Raw genomic sequence first — 21327 nt, 5'->3', positions numbered from 1 at the left:
TGATGCACAGAGTCTAGGCGAAAACATGAATGAATTATGTGTTAACGACTATGGTTCAAAATCCCGTCTGAATCTAAGGTTGATTCCATGACACAGAGCAACGCGGCCCACCCGCTGAATGTGGCGATAGTTCCAGACTCGTTCAAGGGCAGCGCCCGAGCTAGCGAAGTAGCTGCAGCGATTGCCGACGGTGTGCAAGCAGCTGCAAGCTCAGTCAGCCGTGACGTGGAAATTACGGCGGTCCCTTTTGCCGACGGCGGCGAGGGAACCCTTGACGCACTGACCGACGCATGGGGGACCGAGCCGCAAAGTGTCCGAACTACTGATGCGCTGGGCCGAACAGTCAGTTCCCGTTTTGGCTTATCTGCAGACGGGACAACAGCCGTAATCGAAGCTGCCGAAGCCGCCGGATTGCCTCAAGTTAGTGACGTGCCCCGCCAGCCATTGAACGCGACGACCTTTGGGCTCGGCGCACTTGTCACGCAGGTATTAGATCTGGGTGTCCAAAAAATCATTCTTTGCCTGGGCGGTTCGGCAACCACCGACGGAGGAGCTGGAATTTTAGTCGCACTTGGGGCGAAGCTCCTCGACGCGCAGAAACAAGAACTTGCTCCAGGCGGTGGCCCGCTTAATGAGTTGGCCGGCATTGACGTCTCCACTTTGGATCCGCGGGCACAACACGTCACTTGGCAGGTCGCCTGTGATGTCACCAACCCACTACTGGGTGCTAACGGTGCCGCCGCAGTATTCGGTCCACAGAAAGGCGCCTCACCACAGGACGTAGAAAAGCTGGATGCGGGTCTGCGAAAATTGGCAGATGTTCTAGAAGCTGCGACTGGGCGAAAAATTCGTGAACGCGCAGGAATGGGTGCCGCAGGCGGCCTGGCTCTTTGCATTGGCTCCTATTGCGAGGTTGAACTGGTGCCCGGGTGGGAACTGGTGGCACAGGCAATTAACGCGCACGAGATCCTTTCCGCCGCCCAGCTCGTTTTCACCGGAGAAGGACGCCTGGACTCTCAATCCTTACAGGGCAAGGTAGTCAGTGGGGTGCTGCAAGCGGCCAACCCGCAAGCAGACGTCATCGTCATCGCCGGTTCAGTAGCTTTGGATGAAGTAGCGCTCGCCGATTCAGGAATCCTAGCCGCCTATTCGATTGCCCAAGGCCCAGCGGATCTGGAAGAGCTCTCCGCTAACGCGTTGCAGCTTATTCGGCGTACCGCATATAACGTGGCCCGTACCTACCTGCGCTGACGGTAGTAGTCGGCACTCATCCTGTGGGTGTACTTACCGTGCGCAGAGTTCGCCCTCTGAGCTGAAGCCAACCGAAACGTTGGTGACTAAATTTAATGCCATGATGAAGAAAAAGTATCTTTCAATGTTGGCCGTGATGATTCCAAGCGCGTTACTGCTGACCGGTTGCAACGTTGCCGATTTGGCGCAAGACAAATATGAGCAGTCAGCGTCCAAGAGTGCAAAAACTTCTGAGGATGGCGTGGCCTCCGGCCTACTTCCGAAGTGGGTTCCTGCTGGCGGTACGGACGTGAAGCTGGAACAGCGCAGTACCGGCGACGAGCGTATCTTCACCATGGACTACGCGGGAGATTTATCTTCTGAAAGCTGCAAACCACTCAAACTGGTGGGGGTACCTAGCGAAAAGGAACTGCAGAAGGGTTATGCTGCAGACCCGCGAACCAAGAAACTAACCGCGGACAATTTTGTCACCTTCCGCACCCTCGAAGCTGACTGGTGGCCGCAGGACGCTGAGCAGCGCACCACCACATTGTGTGGACGTTGGTGGGTGCACCAAGACGCCGGCAAGCTGTACGCTTTTGCGCCGGATAACTCCAGCGTTGCAAACGCAATTGTTGCCGAGCGGGCCGAAACCGCGAAGAAGGAAAATCAGTAAATTCCTAGTCGACAGGCGGCAGGGTCATGATTTGGGCATCACCCTCGGTGATCAAGACGGTGTGTTCGGTGTGTGCGGTGCGACATCCCGTGGCGCTGCGCAACGTCCAGCCATCTGGATCCGTGACGAGCTTCGCGGTATCGGTCATCACCCATGGTTCTAAGGCAAGCATCAGTCCGGGAACTAACTTGTAGCCACGGTTTGGACGTCCGGTGTTGGAGATATGAGGGTCTTGATGCATGGTGGAGCCGATACCGTGTCCACCAAATTCGGTATTAATTGGGTATCCTGCATCGCGTAAGACCGCACCGATGGCGTAGGAGATATCGCCAATTTTATTTCCAGGCTTAGCTGCTTCGATCCCGGCGGCTAGAGCGCGTTTGGTAGCGTCGATCAGCTTTTCATTTTCCTCATCCTTGGACGCTCCGACGACAAAGCTGATAGCGGCGTCAGCGGAGATTCCGTCCTTGGTAATCGCTAGGTCTAGGGTTAACAGGTCTCCGTCGGCTAGCGCGTAATCGTGAGGCAAGCCGTGCAATACGGCATCGTTGACCGCCGTGCAGATGTAATGGCCAAATGGGCCGCGTCCAAAGGAAGGCGCGTAATCCACGTAGCAGGATACCGCACCGGCGCCGAGGATCATTTCCTTGGCCCATGCATCAATTTCTAGCAAATTGGTGCCTACCGTCGCACGCTCGCGCAGTGTCTGCAGAATCTTTCCCACCAGTGCGCCGGTAACCTGGGCGCGTTCGGCGTCCTTGGTATTTAGAATTTCAATCATGAGCAACCCTTCGACAAACCAATAATAATACCGTTCATACTATACCGGTACTATAATTGGTTTTATGGTCAGATCACCCCTTACTCTTGTGGAGCTCCAGCGCGGCGAACGGCTCGGTGCCCTGCTACGAACTGCGCGTGCCGAGCGCACGATGGTCGACGTAGCCTTTGACGCGGGAATCTCTCCAGAGACGCTACGAAAAATCGAATCCGGGCGAATCGCCACTCCGGCGTTCGCCACCATTGCGACTATCGCGGGCGTCCTGAACATCTCCCTGGACGAGCTTTGGATGACGTTGACCGTCGATGCCGATGGTCTCAAAGCTGGGCGTCGCCGGGAGCGTGCGCAGGAGCGGTTGGCCAGCTAGAAACAGGTTCGCTGTAGCAACGACTGTTTAGCGTTGCCAGCTACGATGAATCTATGGAAGAGCAAGAACCGATCAGGCTAAGCGGAGATTTAGCGCAAAAAGTCGTCGATACTATTGCCCCAACCATCAATCGTCATGTGAACATCATGAATTCCCACGGCATCATCATTGCCTCCAGCGATCAATCCCGGGTCGGTTCGCACCATGAGGGAAGCCTTGAAGCGATTCGAAGCAACCGTATCGTCGACATTGAACAGACAAACGCTGCTGCCGGAACGCAGCCCGGAGTAAATGCGCCTTTAGTGCTCAACGAGCAATTGTGTGGAGTAGTCGGCGTTACTGGGGCTCCCCATGAAGTACGGCCACTGGCAAACTTGATTGCCTTGACGGTGCAATTACTCTTTGCGCAAGAACGCGAGCATGGACGCAGTAACCGGCGTGAAACCGAAGCTCGCGACCTCATTTCCGCGCTACTCGCAGGTAGCGCCGACGCGGACCTTATCGACAGGCGCTTGGCCGCCCATGGATTGCGGGCCCCCTGGATCTTGGAACTGTGGATCCCGCAGGAACCGCGTCCGGACTTTCGTCAGCAGCAAGCCGTTGAGGGCCAGCGAACCGCATGGATCTACCTTTCCGGGGGATACTGGCGACTGCGTACAAGCCGGGCGAGCATCGATGAAACGCATATCGCACCTGGCGATAAATACCTGGAATCAGCGCAAAGCACGAAGACGACCCAGCTTTTTACTGAAGCAGAACTATTGCGCGTACTAAGCCGGCGACCGCAGTTGCTGCCTCGTCGGGAATCCCGCCGCATCTGGAGTCCGGAAGTGGCAGTGGCCATCGCACGTACTCCGGAACGCAACCTGGAGCCCATGGCGGAACTAGCCACAAGCGTGAATGCCGAACAGGCTCGAACACTGTTGGTGATCGCCACAGCGAACAGCATGCTTGAGGCGGCCGAGTATCTGCATATCCATCGAAACACATTAGTGCAGCGCATTGATAGGGCCGGTCAGCTGACCGGAATTGATATCCGGCATTCGGCTCAATTACTGCGTCTGCAACATTCTCTCTATGCATCGATTGCCTTGGGGCAGCTGCACATTTTCTAAAGTCAATGCGAAGTAACTTCTGGTCACGCGCCTATAGGCGAGTTTTGTCCCGCGCTCTAAACTAATCAAGATGTTTGCCGTCCTGCGCTGGTCTTCGCGCGCCTACGGGTGCTAGAGCCGCAGAATTCATGCGCGGACGCATGGCGCAAACCGTACGCATATTGGCAAAGGAGCCATTTACCGCATGTACGAACTTCTAGTTCTGCTGATCCTGGTGGCAGCCATTGTGCTAGTCACCGCTCGTTGGAAGGTCAGCCCTTTCCTTGCATTGATTGGTGCGGCTATTCTGGCTGCCTTCGCCTATCAGATCCCTGTGGCCGAAGTTGCCAGCACCGTCACCACAGCCTTCGGAAACACCATGGGCAACATTGGTTTGGTGATCCTTTTTGGCACGATGATCGGTATCATCCTTGAACGTTCCGGTGCGGCAATCTCCATGGCCGATGCTTTGATCAAGGTGCTCGGAACACGGTTCCCAAATCTCACGCTCTCGATTATCGGTTATATCGTTTCTATCCCGGTCTTCTGCGATTCTGGTTATGTTGTCCTCAACTCGCTGCGCAAAGCGATCACGCTGCGCACCGGGGTTTCGGGCTTGGCCACTTCGATAGCCCTGATGACCGGTCTGTATGCGACGCACACCTTGGTTCCGCCAACTCCCGGCCCGTTAGCTGCCGCGGAGAGCATCGGCATTGCAGACAATCTTGGGTTGATCATTGCCGTGGGGCTTCCGGTAGCCGCGATCTCGGCGATGGCCGGTTTGTTCTATGCCAGCCGTTTCAGCAAGAAGGACTGGACTCCGTTGCCTGCGGAAGACGAAAACGATCTCACCGAGCAAAGCTATGAAGAACTTCGTGCGAGCTACGGCAAATTGCCTGCCCCGTTGCTGGCCTTCATGCCAATTATTGTGCCCTTGGTCTTGATCTGCGGCGCGTCGGTAGCCAAGCTTCCCTCTCATCCGTTCGGCGAAGGTGCGGCGCTGGAAACTTTGTCCTTCCTCGGCACCCCGGTGATCGCCTTGATCTTCGGTCTGCTTGCCGCCACCCTGCTGTTGCGTGGCAACAAGAAGCTTGCAGACTTCAACGAGCAGATGCACGAATCGGTGCGTACCGCGGCACCCATCTTGTTGATCACCGGTGCCGGCGCATCGTTGGGTGCGGTGCTTGCAGCGTCGAAGCTGACCACGATCCTCTCCGATTCGCTCAGCGGGCTAGGCATTGGTTTGGCCGTTCCGTTCCTTATCGCGGCGGCACTAAAATCCGCTCAGGGTTCTTCGACCGTTTCCATGGTGACCACCTCCGCGCTGGTGGCGCCGATGCTTGGTTCACTGGGACTGACTTCCGATATGGGCATGGTGCTCACCGTGCTGGCGATTGGTGCCGGAGCCATGGTGGTCTCCCACGCGAACGACTCCTATTTCTGGGTGGTCTCGCAGTTGAGCCGCATTCCGGTGATTACCGCGTACAAGACGTTGAGTGTTGCTACCGCAATTCAGGGCATCGCAGGATTTATTGCCGTGTGGATTCTTGGGGCGATTCTGCTCTAACCGCAGCGGACCCGACCAAGAGACGAGAACCATTCTGGGTTCTCGTCTCTTGGTCATTAAAAGGCACGGGTCACTACGGTCAAGCACACGGTCCGCGGACGGTAACGAACGGAGATATGAGTAGTTTTGTGTCGAGAATTGGGCGGTAACCGCGTCACCCCCAGTATCAACATGACGTAATACGAAGCTGGGTGACAGGTCATGTGGCCAGATGAACGAGGCAGCTGACTGACGGGCAATAACTGACTAGCGTCGAAGCCATCAACCACCCGAGAACAGGAAGATCACGCTCATGTCAGTCGTCGCAGCACCACTTGCCCGTACCCCATTTATTGGCACCGCCACCGAGGAAGAGCTGACGCGCTGGCGTGCGGTAGCTTCAGAGGTCGCGCAGACTTTGGCACAGGATGCGTTAGAACGTGATCGCAAAAATGAGCAACCGTACGCCGAAGCGCAACTGTTGCGCTCCTCCGGTTTGCTGGACCTGCTGGTGCCGGAAGAATTTGGCGGCGCCGGGGGACATTTCGAGACTGCCTTTGAAGCGGTGCGAATCTTGGCTACTGCCGACGGATCAATTGCGCAGCTGCTTGCCTACCATTACTTCAATCAGACGGGCATCGCGTTCTACGCGCCGGCGGAAGAACAGGGGCAATGGTGGGAACGCACGGTGGCTAATGGGTGGTTGTGGGGCGACTCGGTGAACCCCGTCGATCCAACGCTGGTGCTTACTCCGGACACCGACGGGTATCGATTGAACGGTGCCAAACGCTTTTCAACCGGTTCGGGAGTGGGCGAAGTAATTATCGTCAACGCGCTGGTTCAGGGAGGCGAGAACGACGGAAAGGTCCTGGCCTTCGTTTTGCCAACCAACCGTGAAGGCCTAGAGCTCGTTGATGACTGGGACTACCTGGGACAACGACTCAGCGCCTCAAACTCGGTACGTTATAGCAATGTGCGAGTTGACGCGACTGAGGTCCTCGGTGAGGTGACCGAGGAGCCGGTCTCCACCTTACTCATTCCTGGATTGCAGCTTGCTTTTGCGAACTTCTATTTGGGCATTGCCCAAGGAGCTTTGGAACGCGGCAAGCAGATCCTGCTGGGGCGCAAAAACGCGTGGTTCCTTTCTGCGGCACCAACCTATTCACGAGACGTGATCTTCCAGCGGACCCTAGGTGAGCTCAAAGCGCGGACGGCTGCGGTTGCGGCGCTCGTTGAAAAGCTCGGCCGTGCCTATGACCTGCTGATAGCCAAGGCTGGAGAGGTCACCGCCGGAGAACGCGCCGAACTAGCAGTGGCGATTGCCGAAGCAAAGATCGTTTCCACCGAAACCGGAGTCGAGGTGGCGAACCGGATCTTCGAGGTTACCGGAACGTCCTCCGCCAGCAACGACGTTGGACTGGACCTGTACTGGCGCAACGTACGCACCCACTCCCTGCATGACCCGGTGGATTACAAGAAGATCGAAGTCGGCCAGTATTTCTTGCACGGTGAAGCACAGCCAATCTCGCTGTATACCTAAGCCATCACCAGCAGATAAAGCACAGTACACAGCAGATTTTTTGGAGAATTTATGAGCACCCTGACCGCAACCCGCAACCGTTTGAAGCAACTACGCGAACGATTCAATCCAATCTTTGAGAAGATCGCAGCAGGAGCGGCGGAACGTGACCGTTCCGGTGAACTGCCACGAGCCGAAATCGCAGAACTTGCGGCCGCTGGTTTTGGTGCAGTGCGTATTGCAGAAAGTGATGGGGGAGCGGGAGCTACGCTGCCCGAACTTTTTGAACTTTTTGTGGACCTGGCAGCGGCCGATTCAAATGTCGCCCAAGCACTGCGCGCGCATTTTGCGTTCGTGGAAGATCGACTCATCTCCGCTCCCGGGCCAGCACGTGACAAATGGTTGGCGCGATTTGTGGCCGGCGAGTTAGTCGGAAACTCATGGACCGAAATCGGAACCGTCAAGGTAGGAGATGTCATCACCAAGGTGACACCTGATGGCAACGGTGGCTTCAAAATCAATGGCACCAAATACTATTCCACCGGTTCAATCTTTGCCGACTGGCTTGATACCTATGCCGAACGCACCGATACGGGAAAGCGTGTGATCGCTGCGGTACATGCTCATCAACCCGGCGTTGCCTTGGCTGAGGATTGGGACGGCTTTGGTCAGCGCACCACCGGTACCGGAACCTCAACCTTTACCGATGCGAGCGTGGAGGAGGAGAACCTGATCGACTTTGACACTCGCTTTAAGTATCAGACTGCCTTTTACCAGCAGGTATTACTTGCTGTGCTTGCTGGTTCGGCTAAGGCTGCGGAGCGTGAGTTCGCATTGGAGCTGAAGAACCGCAAGCGTACCTTCAGCCATGCGGTGGCAAATGTGGCTAGTGAAGATCCCCAGCTTCTGCAGGTAATCGGTGAGGTTTCGGCGGCTGCGTTTGCGGCAACTGCCACGGTAGAACGTGTTTCGAACGCCTTGCAGGGAGCTTATGACAGTGCGCTTGAGCTGCAGGCTGGAGTCATTTCGGTGGAAGAAGATGAAGCCACCAATGATTATGCGGAGTTGACTTCGGCGCAGGCTCAGGTGGCGTTGACCCCACTGGTACTCACCGCCATCACGCATGCCTTTGACGCATTAGCCGCCTCGGCCACCAGCATCTCGAAGAACTTGGACCGGCACTGGCGCAATGCGCGCACCGCCGGTAACCACAACCCGTGGGTATTCAAGGCTCGTCTGATCGGTGACCTTGCGGTCAACGGCACGGAACTGCCACGAGTGTGGGCGATTGGTGCTTCGAAGTAGTCTTTAGCTTCGCTGACCTCTGCGTTGTTAAGCGGGCGTTCCCGCCTGATGGAGATGTTACCGATTTCACTGGCTGGAGACGGCCTAGTGAGTAATCTCGAGTTTTAGACTTAGTTGAAATAACCCAACTAATTTCGAGGGGACTCCTAGCGAATGAATCCAGATTCACAGCCAAAAAGCCCGTTTAACTTTATCCAGGTCTTGATCGCCGCGGTCGGCACCGCTTACCTGAACGTGATTGCCTTTTTCATCGGCAGCTCCGCCGGGGCCGACATGATGATTGACGAGATCACCGGCGAACATGTGGGCTTTCAGCAGGTACTGGCCTTCACCATGATTCCCGTCATTTTCTTTGGACTCATCGTATTCCTACTTGGCCGTGGCAGGCCAGGAATTTGCAAGGTGGCACAGTGGATCGGTGTAGCTATCGCTGTTCTTTCGATCGTGCTCCCCGTCTTGGTCGCCGGGAACATCGCTGCAGTGATCACGCTAAGCGCCATCCACTTGATCACCGCTGCCGGCTGGTTCTTTGCTGTGCACTACGGCAACAAGGCCCTGCACACCAAGTAATCATGTTGCTCAGTAAAAAGAGTCTAAGTTAAACGTCGTGGCCGTCTAAACAGGCGGCCACGACGTTTAACTAGCGCTTAGGCAGTCTGCGCGTTAGTCGCCTTTTCTTCGCCGGAACAAATCGAAGACCACGCGCAAGATAAATACCGAGGCCACCGCCACCAGAGTGTATCCAAAGAGCTGGAACAAGCTCATCGATGAGGTCACCATCGGGCCGCCGCCGTTGACCAACAGGATTGTGGCCATAATGCCGGTCACCCCGGCAAGGAACGTGAGGATTCCTTCGTGGACCAGGGAGACGAGTAACTTACGGTCCTGCGGATGCGCCAAAAGTCGCATATTGATACTGAGCCGGCCAGACTCCAAATCTCCGGTGAGTGTGTCGATTCTTCGTGGCAGTCGGCGCAGCATTGGCAACAAGGTGAGTACCTCATTGTTCAACGCCTCGGTGATTGATGAGGGGCGCAGGCTCGAACGTAGCCGAGTTTCTCCGTATTCTTTAGCCTCGGTGAGTAAGTCGAAGCCAGGAGCCAACAATCGTAGGGTGCCCTCTAGCACCGCGACTGCGCGGAAAGCCAAGGTGAGTTCCGCAGGTACTGCCAGCCGATGCTTCGCCAATAAGCCGACCAACAATGTGAAAACTTCGGCCTTCAACTCGGCTCCGGGACCCATATGTCGAGACATGAAATGGCTCAGCTCGCGCCGTAGCAACAACTCATCAAAATCTTCCGGGATCGGAACCATGCTGAGTAAGGCATCTGCGATGGTGCGAGAATCACCGCGATAAAAAGCCAAAAGCACTTCGGAGATCAGTTCGCGTAGTTCGGCATCAAGACGCCCTACGGATCCAAAATCTAGGAGCGTAGCGCTGCCGTCTGGTCGCAGCACGATGTTTCCTGGATGTAGGTCTGCATGGAACACCCCATCATCCATGATCTGGTGCATGAGGGACCTGAATAATGCGCTGGCTTGCGCCTTACGTACGGTATCTGAGTAGCGTTCCACGGTTCCTGGCTCGCTGAGTGTATGTCCGGCAACCATTTCCATGACCAGCACCCTTTTGGTGCTCAATCGCGGGTAATGCTCTGGAATACCAACTCGTTCGGTCTCCGGGTATTGCAGGGAAGTGGTGCGCAATGCCTGGATATTCATTGCTTCGAGCTCATAATCCAACTCGTCACGCAGTGACTGGGAAAACCCCTCGGCGACCTTGTAAAGGCCCAAAGACCTGCCCCACTCGGTAGAGTGCTCCAGTGTCTGCGCCATCCGTAACGCGATGTCTAAATCACGTTCGACTAGGGGCTGAACTCCGGGGCGCTGAACCTTAACAGCAACTACCTCGCCACCATGTAGACGTGCGGTGTGTACCTGGCCAATTGACGCGGCGGCCAGAGGCTCGGGATCAACGTGCGCGAAGGCTTCTTCAAGTTCCATCCCTAGCTCTGCGGTAATGACCTCGCGGATGTTTTCCCACGGTTCGGGAGCCACGTTTTGTTGTAGCTTGGAGAGCTCGTCTATGTATTCGGTTGGAAATAACTCTGGGCGCGTCGATAGTACCTGGCCGAATTTTACGAAGGTCACCCCAGATTCTTGGAGAGCCATTCGCAAGGACCGGCCAGCGGTGGTTCGATCTTCTGCAGCCTGCGCAGTATTTGCAAGGTTTGGTCGGCGTGCGGGTAGGAGCCCATGTGACAACGCTATTCGGGTCACTTCGCTATAGCGTCGGGTGCGGGCTAGGCGATTTCTCGTTGAAGTAACCCATTTATCTGGACGCACAATCGTTCCGGTGGGAATTACCAGCTCGGCGAGCATCAGGAAAAGCGAAGCAACGAGCAAGACGATCCCAATTTGGACAGGGATCAGCTGCCACGAAGCGTCCGGATCCTGCCAGATGAAGCGGGATTCGAAAACGACTTCAGCTCCGAGGCCAAGGACTCCTGCAACGATGATGCGGCCCAGCCCCACCGTGACCCCGAGCAGCCTGCGGACGAACATCGCGAGCACCACTATGAAGATCACGGCGACGAGTGAGGCAAGCAGTATCCGACCTGCAATCTCGGCAAATTCCATGCGGACTAAACTCCTGAGACTTCTTTGCTAACTACTCTTCTTGTCCAAACTCTAATTGATCCGGAGCGCCAGTTCGCAGTGAAAGTGGACCTGTACGGGGCACAGACTGTTTTTCTTCCGATATCCACCAACTCAGATGACGCCTAGCTGGGACTGATCAGGCATTCCGATATATGAAAGTTCGAGAATCAAAATAGTGGTCGTCAAGGTAGGGTTTTTTGGGGGTATTGCAGTAAACAAGGAGAGAACTTGTACACAAGGGTATTTTTCGCGTTGATGTTATCCAACGCTAGCCTGCGCATCGCAACGATGATGCTGGTGACCCTTGTACCTCTTTATGCCTTCGATTTAGGGCTTTCTCCGGTTCAAGTGGGGTTGACCTCCACACTCTATTTTGCGACTGCAGCATTGACCAGACCCCTTTCTGGCTGGCTGGTCGACTCGCGCGGCCGCTGGGTCATAATGTTGCTGGGCGTGGCGCTATTTACCGCAGCCACTGGGCTCTACCTGCTTTCGTTGCCGGTTTGGCTTTTCCTTGCTTTACGCGCGGTGCAGGGCGCGGGGTTCAGCCTGAACGGTACTGCGGTCTCAACCTTGGCCACCGACATCATTCCGGAAAAGAAGCTTGCTGAGGGACTAGGCATTCTCAGCCTTGAACAGACGGTGGTGACAATCTTCGCGCCGTGGCTGGCGCTAACACTGCGAATCCACGCCGGGTATGAGGTCGCCTTTGCGGTGGCGTTGGGTTGCTGCGTTCTCAATTTCCTTGTGCGCATGGCTTTGGCGAAGGAAGCAAAGGCGATTGACGCGCGGCGTCGCGCGAAAGCCGCAACGATTTCTGGCCGAAACCGGTCCGGTTTTCATCTGAAAAATCTGGTGGAAAAAGACTCCTGGCGTCCGGCCACCGTGATGCTGTGCTTTATGTTTGGGACGACTAGCGTGAATACATTCTTGGCGGCCTATGCCTTGAGCCAGGGGATGGAGAATATTGGTCTATTCTTCGTGATGAGCGGTCTAATGCTGGCGGTCTCTCGGCTTCTGATCGGAACCATGCGTAAGGTGCTTTCGCTAACTGGCATAGTGGTGGGCGGAGTAGTGCTGAATGTCGGCGCGATGCTCTGCATCTATTTTGCGGACAGCCTTGGGTTGCTGCTGGTGGCAGGTGCCTTGTTTGGATTCAGTACCGGTGTGGTGAGCCCGTCAATGAATTCAGTTTCGGTGCTGAGCGCTCGTCCCGAGGCGCGGGGTCGGGCAAGTGCAACATACTTTTTCGCACTCGATGTCAGTACCGCGCTCGGTGCGTGGATCTTGGGAACTATCGCGGCGCTGTGGACCTTGCGTGAAGCCTTCCTCACGTCAGCGGCGGTCGTGGCGTTGTCGCTATTGCTGATCATGTGGTTGTACCGCACGGGCCGGATGCCTCGCAAAAATTCTGTCTGAGCGCTTCGTAGAGGCATCCGGTCTGTCCGCTACCGAGGTGTTTGCACCGTAGCCTGCGCCTGCCGCAATAATGGCTCGTCCACCATCTGGCCCTCGAATGAGAAAACACCAAGGTTTTTCTCCGCCGCAGCGAGAATCCGTTTGGCCCGCTCGATTTCCTTTTCGGTAGGCAGGAAGGCTTCCCGGATGACTGGCATTTGAGTGGGGTGAATTGATGCCTTGGCGCTGAAACCTGAGGCCTTCGCGTCACGGGATTCTTCCAGTAATCCTGCGGTGTCAGGGATATCAAGGTACACCGAGTCGATGGCTGCCTTACCGGCCGCGACCGAATGCAACAGCGTCTGGGATCTGGCGAAGCTTGCCACCTCACGGTATTTTCCTTGGGAAGTTCGCGAAGAGGTTCCGCCCAGAGATGCGATCAGATCTTCGGCACCCCACATCAGCGCGATAACGTTTGCTGCCGCAGCAATCTCGGCAATGTTGGTGATCCCTTTGGCTGTTTCGCAAAGGGCCACCACCTGATAACCGGAAAGCTGTGCCGGATCCGCGGCAGACTCACATTTAGGGAGCATCACTGTGCGGTATCTTGTTTGCTGCAAAGCCACCATGTCTGCAACAAAAAACTCGGAGTCAACCGGATTAACCCGTACGATGGTGCGCTGCGGATCCAACGTGCTGGATAACAACGCGGTTCGTGCCATTTCCTTGTTCTCGGCAGCCACCGCATCTTCTAAGTCGATAATGACAGCATCGGATCTATCGGCAGCTTTTTCATAGCGTTCGGGGCGGTCTGCTGGACAAAAGAGGATCGCAGGGCCAAAGGGGAAATTAGCCATGAGTGCCACCTTCAGTAGTTTCTAGCGAGGCTAGGTGCGCAGCTTTGCTCCACATGAGACAGGTTCGGGTGGCGGTAGCCACGACCACTCCATTCTGGTTGCGTCCGGTATGTTTCATCGAGACGATGCCCTGTCCAGGTCGGGACTTCGACTCACGCAATTGTGTAATTTCGGTTTGCGTGTAGAGCGTATCGCCATGGAACATTGGGTGCGGAAAATTAACATCATTGATGCCCAACTGGCCGATGATAGTGCCTTCGGTAAGCTGCGGCACTGACTGTCCAATCATGGTGCTCAAGGTCAGTAAAGAATTGACCAGTGGCTTTCCGAACGGTTGGGTAGCATTCCAAGCCGCATCCAAATGCAATCCCTGATTGTTCATGGTCATCGTGGTGAACTGAACGTTATCCGCTTCAGTGAGAGTGCGTCCGGGCTTATGAACATAGATGGCGTCTACCTTCAGTTCGTCCAGATAAAGTCCGCGCTGTTCAATGAGTTCTGGGCCTTGGTCACTCATGCGTTTTGCTCCTGATTTATTGTTGTTTCGTGTTCAACCTCTGCTGGTTCCACGGTAGCGACCACCTGCTTGGCTTTCACCAGATCTCCCACGGTCAATCCGGTCAGACGCACGGTGCCATCCGCCGGTGAAAGCAACTGATGTTCCATCTTCATTGCTTCGATACTCAGGAGCAACTGACCGGCGCTGACCTGCTCGCCGTCGCTGACCTGAACCGAGATCACGGTACCGGGCATGGGGGATTCAATGTGAGGAGAGAAAGTTCCGGACTCTTTAGCCAGGGTGGCTAACTTCGCTTCGAGGATTTCCTGACGAGTAAGTCGACGGACCCAGCCGCTCCAGCCGTCTTCGTTGAGCCATAGTGTGCCGTCAGTGGCGAATGCATGGTGGGAGGAAAATCGTTCACCGTTGATTGAAAGCCCGTTGTCGCCCAATGGTTGAACAACATATTCTTCTCCGGATATATTTACGGTGCTCTGATCTCCGGTGCGCTGTACGGAAGGTTGTAGCTGTTCACCGTTCACTTCAAAGTGCAGTTGCGTGGCTAAACGAGAACCTAGACGCCATCCATCACCTTGGCCCCACGGGGAACCGGATGTTGGCCTGCGATTAACTTCGAGGTGAGCCGCCAGGGCGAGCTCGCGCGCGCTAGGCGTGCGGAAGGCGAACTCCTGCATTTTTCGCTCGATAAGATTTGTGTCTAAACGTCCCGCAGCCACATCAACGTCCGCCAGAAGTAGGCGAAGATATTCGACGTTAGTCAGCACGCCTAACACCACGGTTTGCGACAGAGCCCGGTCCAAGCGACCAAGCGCTACACTGCGGTCGTCACCCCAAGCAATGAGTTTGGCCAGCATTGGATCGTAATGAGCGCTGACTTCTAAGCCATCGCGCAGTGAACTGTCCACTCGCAAATGCTCACCGATTGGCTCGATGACCTTGAGTACCGTGCCTATTGAAGGGAGGAACCCTGCCGAAGGGTCTTCGGCGTAAAGACGTGCTTCAATAGCATGCCCCTGCAGAGATACTTGGTGCTGCTCGAAGTCCAATGGTTGGCCGGCAGCGATACGAACCTGCCAATCCACTAGATCTAACTTCTGACCATCCACGCGGACTACCTGCTCAGTAACCGGGTGCTCCACCTGAAGACGGGTGTTCATTTCCATGAAGAAAAATTCGTCAGGGTTCTCATCACTGACCAAGAATTCAACGGTTCCGGCCCCGACGTAATCTACCGAGGCGGCCGCGGCAACCGCGGCTGCTCCGATACGTTCGCGGATTTGCGCCCCATGTTCAAGATTTTCCAACAGCGGTGCTGGGGCTTCCTCGATGACCTTTTGGTGGCGTCGTTGCAAGGAGCATTCGCGTTCGCCCAGATGCACGGTATGACCGAACTGATCTGCTAGAACCTGCACCTCGATATGCCGTGGGTTGCGCACCAGGCGTTCTAAGAACAAGGTGTCATCACCAAAGGCACTACGCGCGGTACGCCGAGCACTAGCCAAGGCTTCGGGAAGCTGCTCTGGTGTTTCCACGGCGAACATCCCCTTACCGCCACCGCCTGCTGAGGGTTTGATGAGCAGCGGATAACCAACTTGTCCGGCCGCGGCCAACAGCTGCTCATCGCTGAGCCCAGGTTCGGCAATACCGGGCACCACAGGTACCTGATGAGCGACTACATGGTTTTTGGAACGAATCTTATCGCCCATGAGATTAATCGATTTCACCGACGGACCAATGAACTTTATCCCGGCATCTTCCAATGCGCGTGCAAAATCCACGTTCTCGGAGAGGAAACCGTAGCCCGGGTGGACCGCTTGAGCCCCGGTGTCCTTGCATGCTTTGAGTATCGCGTCGACGCTCAGGTAGCTCTGGTTGGCTGGACCGGGACCAATTCGTACCGCTTTGTCCGCTTCGCTAACGTGCAGTGCCCCGGCATCAGCGTCCGAGTACACGGCGACTGAGCGGATGCCTAGGGTTCGTAAGCTACGGATGATGCGCACGGCAATTTCGCCGCGGTTGGCGACGAGCACCGTGTCAAAAAGTTTAGTGTTCATGGTTGTCTCCTCGCATTACATCCGGAATAGACCGAAGGAAGTCTCCGGCAATGGCTGGCGGGCGCATACTTCAAGGGCAAGCCCCAGTACGCGGCGGGTATCGGCTGGGTCGATGACGCCGTCGTCCCAAAGTCTTGCGGTGGAGTAATAGGGGTTTCCTTGGTTTTCATATTGTTCTCGGATGGGGGCTTTAAAGGATTCCTCTTCCTCCGTGCTCCAGGTGCCGCCCGAGGCTTCGATACCATCGCGTTTCACCGTAGAAAGCACCGAAGAAGCCTGGTTGCCACCCATCACGGAGATGCGAGCACCTGGCCACATCCATAAGAAGCGAGGGCTGTAAGCGCGTCCGCACATTGAATAGTTACCGGCACCGAAGGATCCACCGATGACCACTGTCAGCTTGGGGACTCGTGCGGTGGCTACTGCGGTGACCATCTTCGCACCGTGCTTGGCGATGCCGTCTGCTTCGTAGTCACGGCCCACCATAAAACCGGCGAGGTTCTGCAAGAAGAGTAGTGGGATGCCACGCTGGTCGCATAGCTCAATGAAGTGCGCGCCCTTCATTGCTGACTCGGAGAACAGCACGCCATTATTGGCGATGATTCCTACCTGATGACCATGGACATGTGCGAAACCGGTCACCAACGTAGTTCCGTAGTCTGCCTTGAATTCGTGGAATTCACTGCCGTCAACTAGCCGTGTGATGACCTCGCGGACATCATAGGGCGCATTGACGTCTACCGGCACAATGCCTGGAAGTTCACTGGCTGAGTAGAGCGGTTCTGCCACTTGTTCGGCGATGTCCCAGGCCGCGGTTGGGTTAGCAGGGAGAGTTGAGATGATGTCGCGGATGATCATCAACGCGTGTTCATCATTTTCTGCCAGATGATCCACCACGCCAGAGGTTTTGGCGTGCAGATCTCCGCCGCCGAGCTCCTCTGCCGTAACGATTTCACCAATGGCTGCTTTCACTAGCGGTGGGCCGCCTAAGAAGATTGTTCCCTGGTTGCGAACGATAACCGTTTCATCGCTCATCGCCGGAACGTAGGCGCCGCCGGCGGTGCAAGAGCCTAAGACCGCGGCGAGCTGAGGGATCTTTTTGGCTGACAGGTTCGCTTGGTTGAAGAAGATTCGCCCGAAGTGGTCGCGGTCGGGGAAGACCTCATCTTGCATTGGCAAGAACGCTCCGCCTGAGTCGACGAGGTAAACGCAGGGCAGAGAATTTTCTAGGGCAATTTCTTGCGCGCGTAAATGCTTTTTGACCGTCATTGGGAAGTAGGTTCCGCCCTTGACTGTCGCATCATTGGCAATGACCAGTACGTGGCGTCCGTGAACCATGCCAATTCCGGCGATTACCCCAGCGCCGGGGCTGGCCCCGTCATACATGCCCTCCGCAGCCAGCGGTGCGATTTCCAGGAAAGGCGAGCCCTCATCGAGCAGCTGATTCACTCGGTCGCGTGGCAGAAGCTTTCCGCGGTCCAGATGTCGTTGGCGCGATTTTTCGGATCCGCCACGCGCCGCGGTCTCTAGCCGCTGATGGAGTTCTTCAGTCAGTGCGGCGTGTTGCTTCGCGTTTTGCTGGTACTTTTCCGAGGAAGTATCGAGCTGTGAGGGCAGGGTCTTCACTGGTGCTCCTTAGTTGACGGTCTGCGTGGCAGGTTGCGCGGTGGGCTCGCTCGGCAGCTGTTGTGCGCTCGGTAGCGGGGTGTTCGGTAGTTTGGCCGTTTCGGGGACGGCCAGAATCCTATAGGCCATGGCAACAAAATTTTGCTGCACTTGATCCAGGGAAAGCCGGCCGTGGGGGCGGTACCAATGGGCTACGCCGGTACCCATTTCCATGACCGCGAGTCTGGCCATGGTGAGATCTGCGGTGCTAAATTCGCCGGTCTTGTCGCCCTCGTTCAGAACCTTGGTAAAAAGTGCTTCATACTCATCGCGTAGTCGTTGCATTTCTTCACGGGCCACCGGGGTTAGAGCACGCATTTCGTATTCGGCTACCCGCGCGGTCTGTGGGTTGGTCGCGGTGAAAGCGACGTGGAAGGCGATGAGTTGGGCGAGTTGGAGGGTGGGCGTTTGGGCGGCACTCAGTGCCTCACGCCCGCCGGTGATCATGGCTTTGAGGCACTCGCTGATGATGCGGACCAAGAGGTCGTGCTTGCTACCAACGTAGTGGTAGAGAGTTGCCGAATTGATGCCAGCTGCGGTTCCAAGTTCACGGATACCGGTGGCTGCGAAGCCTTGTTGGGCAAAGCGCGCGACTGCCGCGCGTTGTACCTGATCAATATCCATCGGGCAGTGCCACTTCCTCAAAACTTACGTCTATCAATCGATTGATTGACTTCTAGTACAGTCGCAAATGTGACCTGTGTCAATGTCTTGAGTTGAATTAGGTAGGGCCGGGTTAGATCTTCGATAGACTCCCACGGGAGAGTCAATTAGGAGTCTTTCCATAAAATTCTGCGGAACTGAGGCGTTTGGTGAGCATTGAGCGGGTATTGCCTATTAATCGCCGAGCACGCGCGGCGGTGGCCGCACTCTTTCTCACCAACGGGGCACTTTTCGCCAATATGGCGCCGCGACTTCCCGAGCTGAAAAGTGAATTTGCGTTGGGGGAGGCTAGCTATGGCTTCTTAGTCACCGCATGGCCCATTGGTGCGCTGATTGCCGGGCTAGCCGCAGGCAGGCTTATTCGACGTTTTGGATCTGCACTTGTAGCCGTTGTGGGCACTATGGTCACCGGGCTGGCCTTGCTCGGAGCAGGAAATGCGCCGAGTTTGGCCCTGCTGGCGGGGGCGTTCTTACTTGGTGGGGCCATGGATGCCATTACCGACGTGGCGCAGAATTCGCACGGACTTTTGGTGCAGCGACGTTATGGACGTTCGATTCTCAACTCTTTTCACGCCTTCTGGTCGGTGGGTGCGGTCCTTGGCGGGTTAATGGCAGCAGGAGCCATGGCGTTAAAAATCTCGTTGAGTGTGCACTTTGGAATATCATTTCTCGTCTTCGCTACGGTCGCGCTTATTGCGCTCAAATTCTGTCTCACGGATAGGACAGAGAAAACAGGGGCCGAAGAAGTACTAGCTAAGCAAGAGCCGACTGGCGCTCCTGAATCCGTGGCCAAACGTCGAAACCATACCGCTTGGGTGATGACCGCTCTGGTGCTGATCTCTACGGCCGGAGTGATGGTTGAAGATGCTGGGAACTCATGGGCTACGTTGTATCTTGCCGATTCTTTGGAAACCCCAGCAGCCTTTGCGGCGCTCGGATACATTTCTTTGGTGGGCGCTCAATTTATAGGGCGAATCCTCGGCGATGGAATGGTTGACCGGCTCGGTCAGCGACTCGTTGCGCAAATTGGTGCGCTTTGTGTAGTGCTTGGCATGGGTCTGGCGCTCGCGTTCCCCTCGGTTCCCGGAAGTCTTCTCGGGTTTGCTGCCGCTGGATTCGGTGTGGCCACCTTGGTGCCGGCGGCGATGGAGCATGCCGATAGACTGCCGGGATTATCGCCTGGAACTGGACTGAGTGTGGTTTCGTGGCTGATGCGACTCGGCTTTCTAGCGTCTCCTCCGCTGGTCGGCTTTATCGCTGAGAATTGGGGTCTGCGAGCTGGGCTGTTACTGGTCCCGCTTGTCGGGGTGATCGTTTTGGTATGTTCACCAGTGCTGCGGGCGAAAGAGCCGCGCCAGCCGATGTAGTTCTAGAGAAGTGCTCCTGGCCCCGGCGAAGGCCCGGTCTAGCCGTCGTTCTCCAAGCAGAGCGCACCGCGCTCAATTACATTGCCGCGCAAATTTACGGCTTAGAAGAACAAGTGAAGGCAGGATCCCGCTGACGGGATCCTGCCTTCACTTGGATGAAAAGTGGTTACATGTTTACATGAAACCGGTTGGCACCAGCAAGGCCCAAGCCAGTGCGGGCGCGACCAGCACCACGGCGCCGGCGTACATCATCAGCTGTCGGTAGACACGCTGGCGATGAATTTCCTTCACGTTTGCAACGACCAGAGCGCCGGCGGTGGAGAAGGGCGAAACATCCACGACGGTTGCCGCGATGGCGATGGCAGCGACGGTGCCGGTGGCACTGAGCGAACTGAGCGATAGCAGCGGTCCGGCGAGTGGGATGAAAGCGGCCAACAGGGCGGTGGAGGAGGCGAAAGCCGAACCAACGCCAATGACGTAGCACAGCACCAGGGCGATCAGTATCGGTGCGCCCAAGGCCAAAGCCTTGTGGGCCAGGGTGTCGATGACGCCAACGTGCGTGAGTAGCGAGACATAGGTGATCATGCCGGCTACGAGCAGGACGGTTGACCAAGAGATCCCGGCGACGAATTTATGCTGATCCTTGATGTTCAGCAGTGCCAGCAGCAGTCCGGCGCTCAGGGCGACGAAGCCGATCGGCAATCCGAAGCCCAGTGCGCATACGAGCATCGCTCCAATCAACAACAACGTGTAGATTTGCTGGCCACGTGGGCGAGTGCTGCGGGTATCGTCAAGGTCGGAATTCGCCACGCCGTCACCTTCGCGTATCTTGCCGAGCAAGGCGAACACCGCAACGGTTAATACCGAGAGAATCAGGTTGATGACGAAGCTGGCGACAAAGAGCGCGATAGGAGAGATGGGGAACCCATTTTCCAGCGCAATATCGTGCACCAAAACCCCGGAAACAGACAGTGGCGAAAAGCCGCCGGCATGAGCGCCGTTGATGATGAAGGCGCCCATGAGCAGCGGGTTGATCCGCGACTCGTAGGCGAAGCCGATAGCGGCCGGGGCCAGCAACGCGACCGCTGCTGGCGAGAAGGTGCCCAGCGAGGTCAGCGCAGCGGCGACGAGGAAGAACACCCACGGCAGCAGCATTGTCTTGCCACGTACCAGCAGCACGCAGTTGCGCACGATGATGTCGATGGTCCCGTTGTGCTGGGCCATGCTGAAGAAGTAGGTGACGCCGATGATGGTCAAGACGATGCTTGCGGGGAAATCCGCGAGGATTTCCTTATCGCTCATGCCGAGCATGAAGTAACCGATGCCGAAGGCGGCCACCAGCCCCATGACACCGATATTCACCGGCCACTTGGTGGCGACGATGAACATTATTACGAGGACCACCAGCGGGATGATCTGCTCCGCGGTCATCGAAGTTGCGGGGTCGGCGCCGGTAGAAGGCGTGAAGATGCCGGGACCGAAGACGGCGGCCAGCAGACCGAGGAACGCGATCGTGACTATGGTGATCAACGTGGCGCGGCGGTTGCGCCGCGGCTTCACGGTACGAACGACAATCTCATCATTTTCGGTCGGGGGAGCAGGCTCAAAAGCTGTTTTAGTCATG

General features: G+C 56.3%; 18 protein-coding genes. 10 read left to right on the top strand and 8 right to left on the bottom strand.

The window, feature by feature from the left end; all coding sequences use genetic code 11:
- The first annotated feature begins 87 nt into the window (after positions 1 to 87).
- Entirely contained in the window at positions 88 to 1251 is a 1164-nt protein-coding gene (locus ACX5K5_RS16000; protein ID WP_459174801.1) for a glycerate kinase, read from the top strand.
- A gap of 82 nt (positions 1252 to 1333) precedes the next feature.
- On the top strand, positions 1334 to 1906 hold the full coding sequence (locus tag ACX5K5_RS15995) for a hypothetical protein (RefSeq protein WP_441664173.1): 573 nt from the start codon (positions 1334 to 1336) through the stop codon (positions 1904 to 1906).
- A gap of 4 nt (positions 1907 to 1910) precedes the next feature.
- On the opposite strand, the gene map is transcribed toward ACX5K5_RS15995, so the two are convergent.
- Positions 1911 to 2687: a type I methionyl aminopeptidase gene (map, locus tag ACX5K5_RS15990; protein ID WP_459174800.1), complete on the bottom strand. Its 777-nt coding sequence runs from the start codon at positions 2685 to 2687 to the stop codon at positions 1911 to 1913.
- Between the two features lie 64 nt (positions 2688 to 2751).
- On the opposite strand from map, the gene ACX5K5_RS15985 reads away from it, so the two are divergent.
- From ACX5K5_RS15985 to ACX5K5_RS15960, 6 genes are all read left to right on the top strand, one after another.
- The gene (locus tag ACX5K5_RS15985) at positions 2752 to 3054 is read left to right on the top strand and encodes a helix-turn-helix domain-containing protein (RefSeq protein WP_346059775.1); all 303 of its coding nucleotides are present in this window, start codon (positions 2752 to 2754) and stop codon (positions 3052 to 3054) included.
- Positions 3055 to 3107: 53 nt separating this feature from the next.
- Entirely contained in the window at positions 3108 to 4169 is a 1062-nt protein-coding gene (locus ACX5K5_RS15980) for a CdaR family transcriptional regulator (RefSeq protein WP_459174799.1), read from the top strand.
- A 184-nt stretch (positions 4170 to 4353) separates the two neighbouring features.
- Positions 4354 to 5715 carry a GntP family permease gene (locus tag ACX5K5_RS15975; RefSeq protein WP_459174798.1) on the top strand — a complete coding sequence of 454 codons (1362 nt, stop codon included), beginning with the start codon at positions 4354 to 4356 and terminating at the stop codon, positions 5713 to 5715.
- A gap of 292 nt (positions 5716 to 6007) precedes the next feature.
- On the top strand, positions 6008 to 7234 hold the full coding sequence (locus ACX5K5_RS15970) for an acyl-CoA dehydrogenase family protein (protein WP_459174797.1): 1227 nt from the start codon (positions 6008 to 6010) through the stop codon (positions 7232 to 7234).
- A 51-nt stretch (positions 7235 to 7285) separates the two neighbouring features.
- Positions 7286 to 8518 (top strand): acyl-CoA dehydrogenase family protein, encoded by a 1233-nt coding sequence (locus tag ACX5K5_RS15965; RefSeq protein ID WP_459174796.1) that lies wholly within the window; start codon positions 7286 to 7288, stop codon positions 8516 to 8518.
- A gap of 153 nt (positions 8519 to 8671) precedes the next feature.
- Positions 8672 to 9088, top strand: coding sequence for a DUF6069 family protein (locus ACX5K5_RS15960; protein WP_346059770.1), 417 nt, complete (start codon positions 8672 to 8674; stop codon positions 9086 to 9088).
- Between the two features lie 93 nt (positions 9089 to 9181).
- On the opposite strand, the gene ACX5K5_RS15955 is transcribed toward ACX5K5_RS15960, so the two are convergent.
- Complete coding sequence (locus ACX5K5_RS15955) at positions 9182 to 11158, bottom strand: ABC1 kinase family protein (protein ID WP_188683682.1); 1977 nt, start codon at positions 11156 to 11158, stop codon at positions 9182 to 9184.
- Between the two features lie 249 nt (positions 11159 to 11407).
- On the opposite strand from ACX5K5_RS15955, the gene ACX5K5_RS15950 reads away from it, so the two are divergent.
- Positions 11408 to 12598: an MFS transporter gene (locus ACX5K5_RS15950; protein ID WP_459174795.1), complete on the top strand. Its 1191-nt coding sequence runs from the start codon at positions 11408 to 11410 to the stop codon at positions 12596 to 12598.
- A gap of 29 nt (positions 12599 to 12627) precedes the next feature.
- Here ACX5K5_RS15950 and ACX5K5_RS15945 read toward each other — a convergent pair whose 3' ends face one another.
- Genes ACX5K5_RS15945 through ACX5K5_RS15925 form a run of 5 tightly spaced genes read right to left on the bottom strand, consistent with a single transcriptional unit; the run spans position 12628 to position 18297 of the window.
- Positions 12628 to 13434, bottom strand: coding sequence for an HpcH/HpaI aldolase/citrate lyase family protein (locus ACX5K5_RS15945; RefSeq protein WP_188683678.1), 807 nt, complete (start codon positions 13432 to 13434; stop codon positions 12628 to 12630).
- Entirely contained in the window at positions 13427 to 13951 is a 525-nt protein-coding gene (locus tag ACX5K5_RS15940; protein ID WP_188683676.1) for a MaoC family dehydratase, read from the bottom strand. Before ACX5K5_RS15940 ends, ACX5K5_RS15945 begins: the two co-directional genes overlap by 8 nt.
- Positions 13948 to 16008, bottom strand: coding sequence for an acetyl/propionyl/methylcrotonyl-CoA carboxylase subunit alpha (locus ACX5K5_RS15935; protein WP_459174794.1), 2061 nt, complete (start codon positions 16006 to 16008; stop codon positions 13948 to 13950). The genes ACX5K5_RS15940 and ACX5K5_RS15935 overlap by 4 nt, the downstream gene beginning before the upstream one ends.
- A gap of 15 nt (positions 16009 to 16023) precedes the next feature.
- Entirely contained in the window at positions 16024 to 17634 is a 1611-nt protein-coding gene (locus ACX5K5_RS15930; RefSeq protein WP_188683672.1) for a carboxyl transferase domain-containing protein, read from the bottom strand.
- A gap of 9 nt (positions 17635 to 17643) precedes the next feature.
- Positions 17644 to 18297 carry a TetR/AcrR family transcriptional regulator gene (locus tag ACX5K5_RS15925; protein ID WP_188683671.1) on the bottom strand — a complete coding sequence of 218 codons (654 nt, stop codon included), beginning with the start codon at positions 18295 to 18297 and terminating at the stop codon, positions 17644 to 17646.
- A gap of 188 nt (positions 18298 to 18485) precedes the next feature.
- Between ACX5K5_RS15925 and ACX5K5_RS15920 the strand changes: the two genes are divergently transcribed.
- A complete protein-coding gene (locus ACX5K5_RS15920; RefSeq protein ID WP_441664152.1) occupies positions 18486 to 19703 on the top strand; it encodes an MFS transporter in 1218 nt (405 codons plus the stop codon).
- 174 nt (positions 19704 to 19877) lie between these two features.
- Here ACX5K5_RS15920 and ACX5K5_RS15915 read toward each other — a convergent pair whose 3' ends face one another.
- Complete coding sequence (locus tag ACX5K5_RS15915; protein WP_459174793.1) at positions 19878 to 21326, bottom strand: SLC13 family permease; 1449 nt, start codon at positions 21324 to 21326, stop codon at positions 19878 to 19880.
- Between the last annotated feature and the right edge of the window lies 1 nt (position 21327).

The sequence above is a fragment of the Glutamicibacter bergerei genome (assembly GCF_054495185.1).
This window is presented reverse-complemented; position numbering and strand designations above follow the sequence as displayed.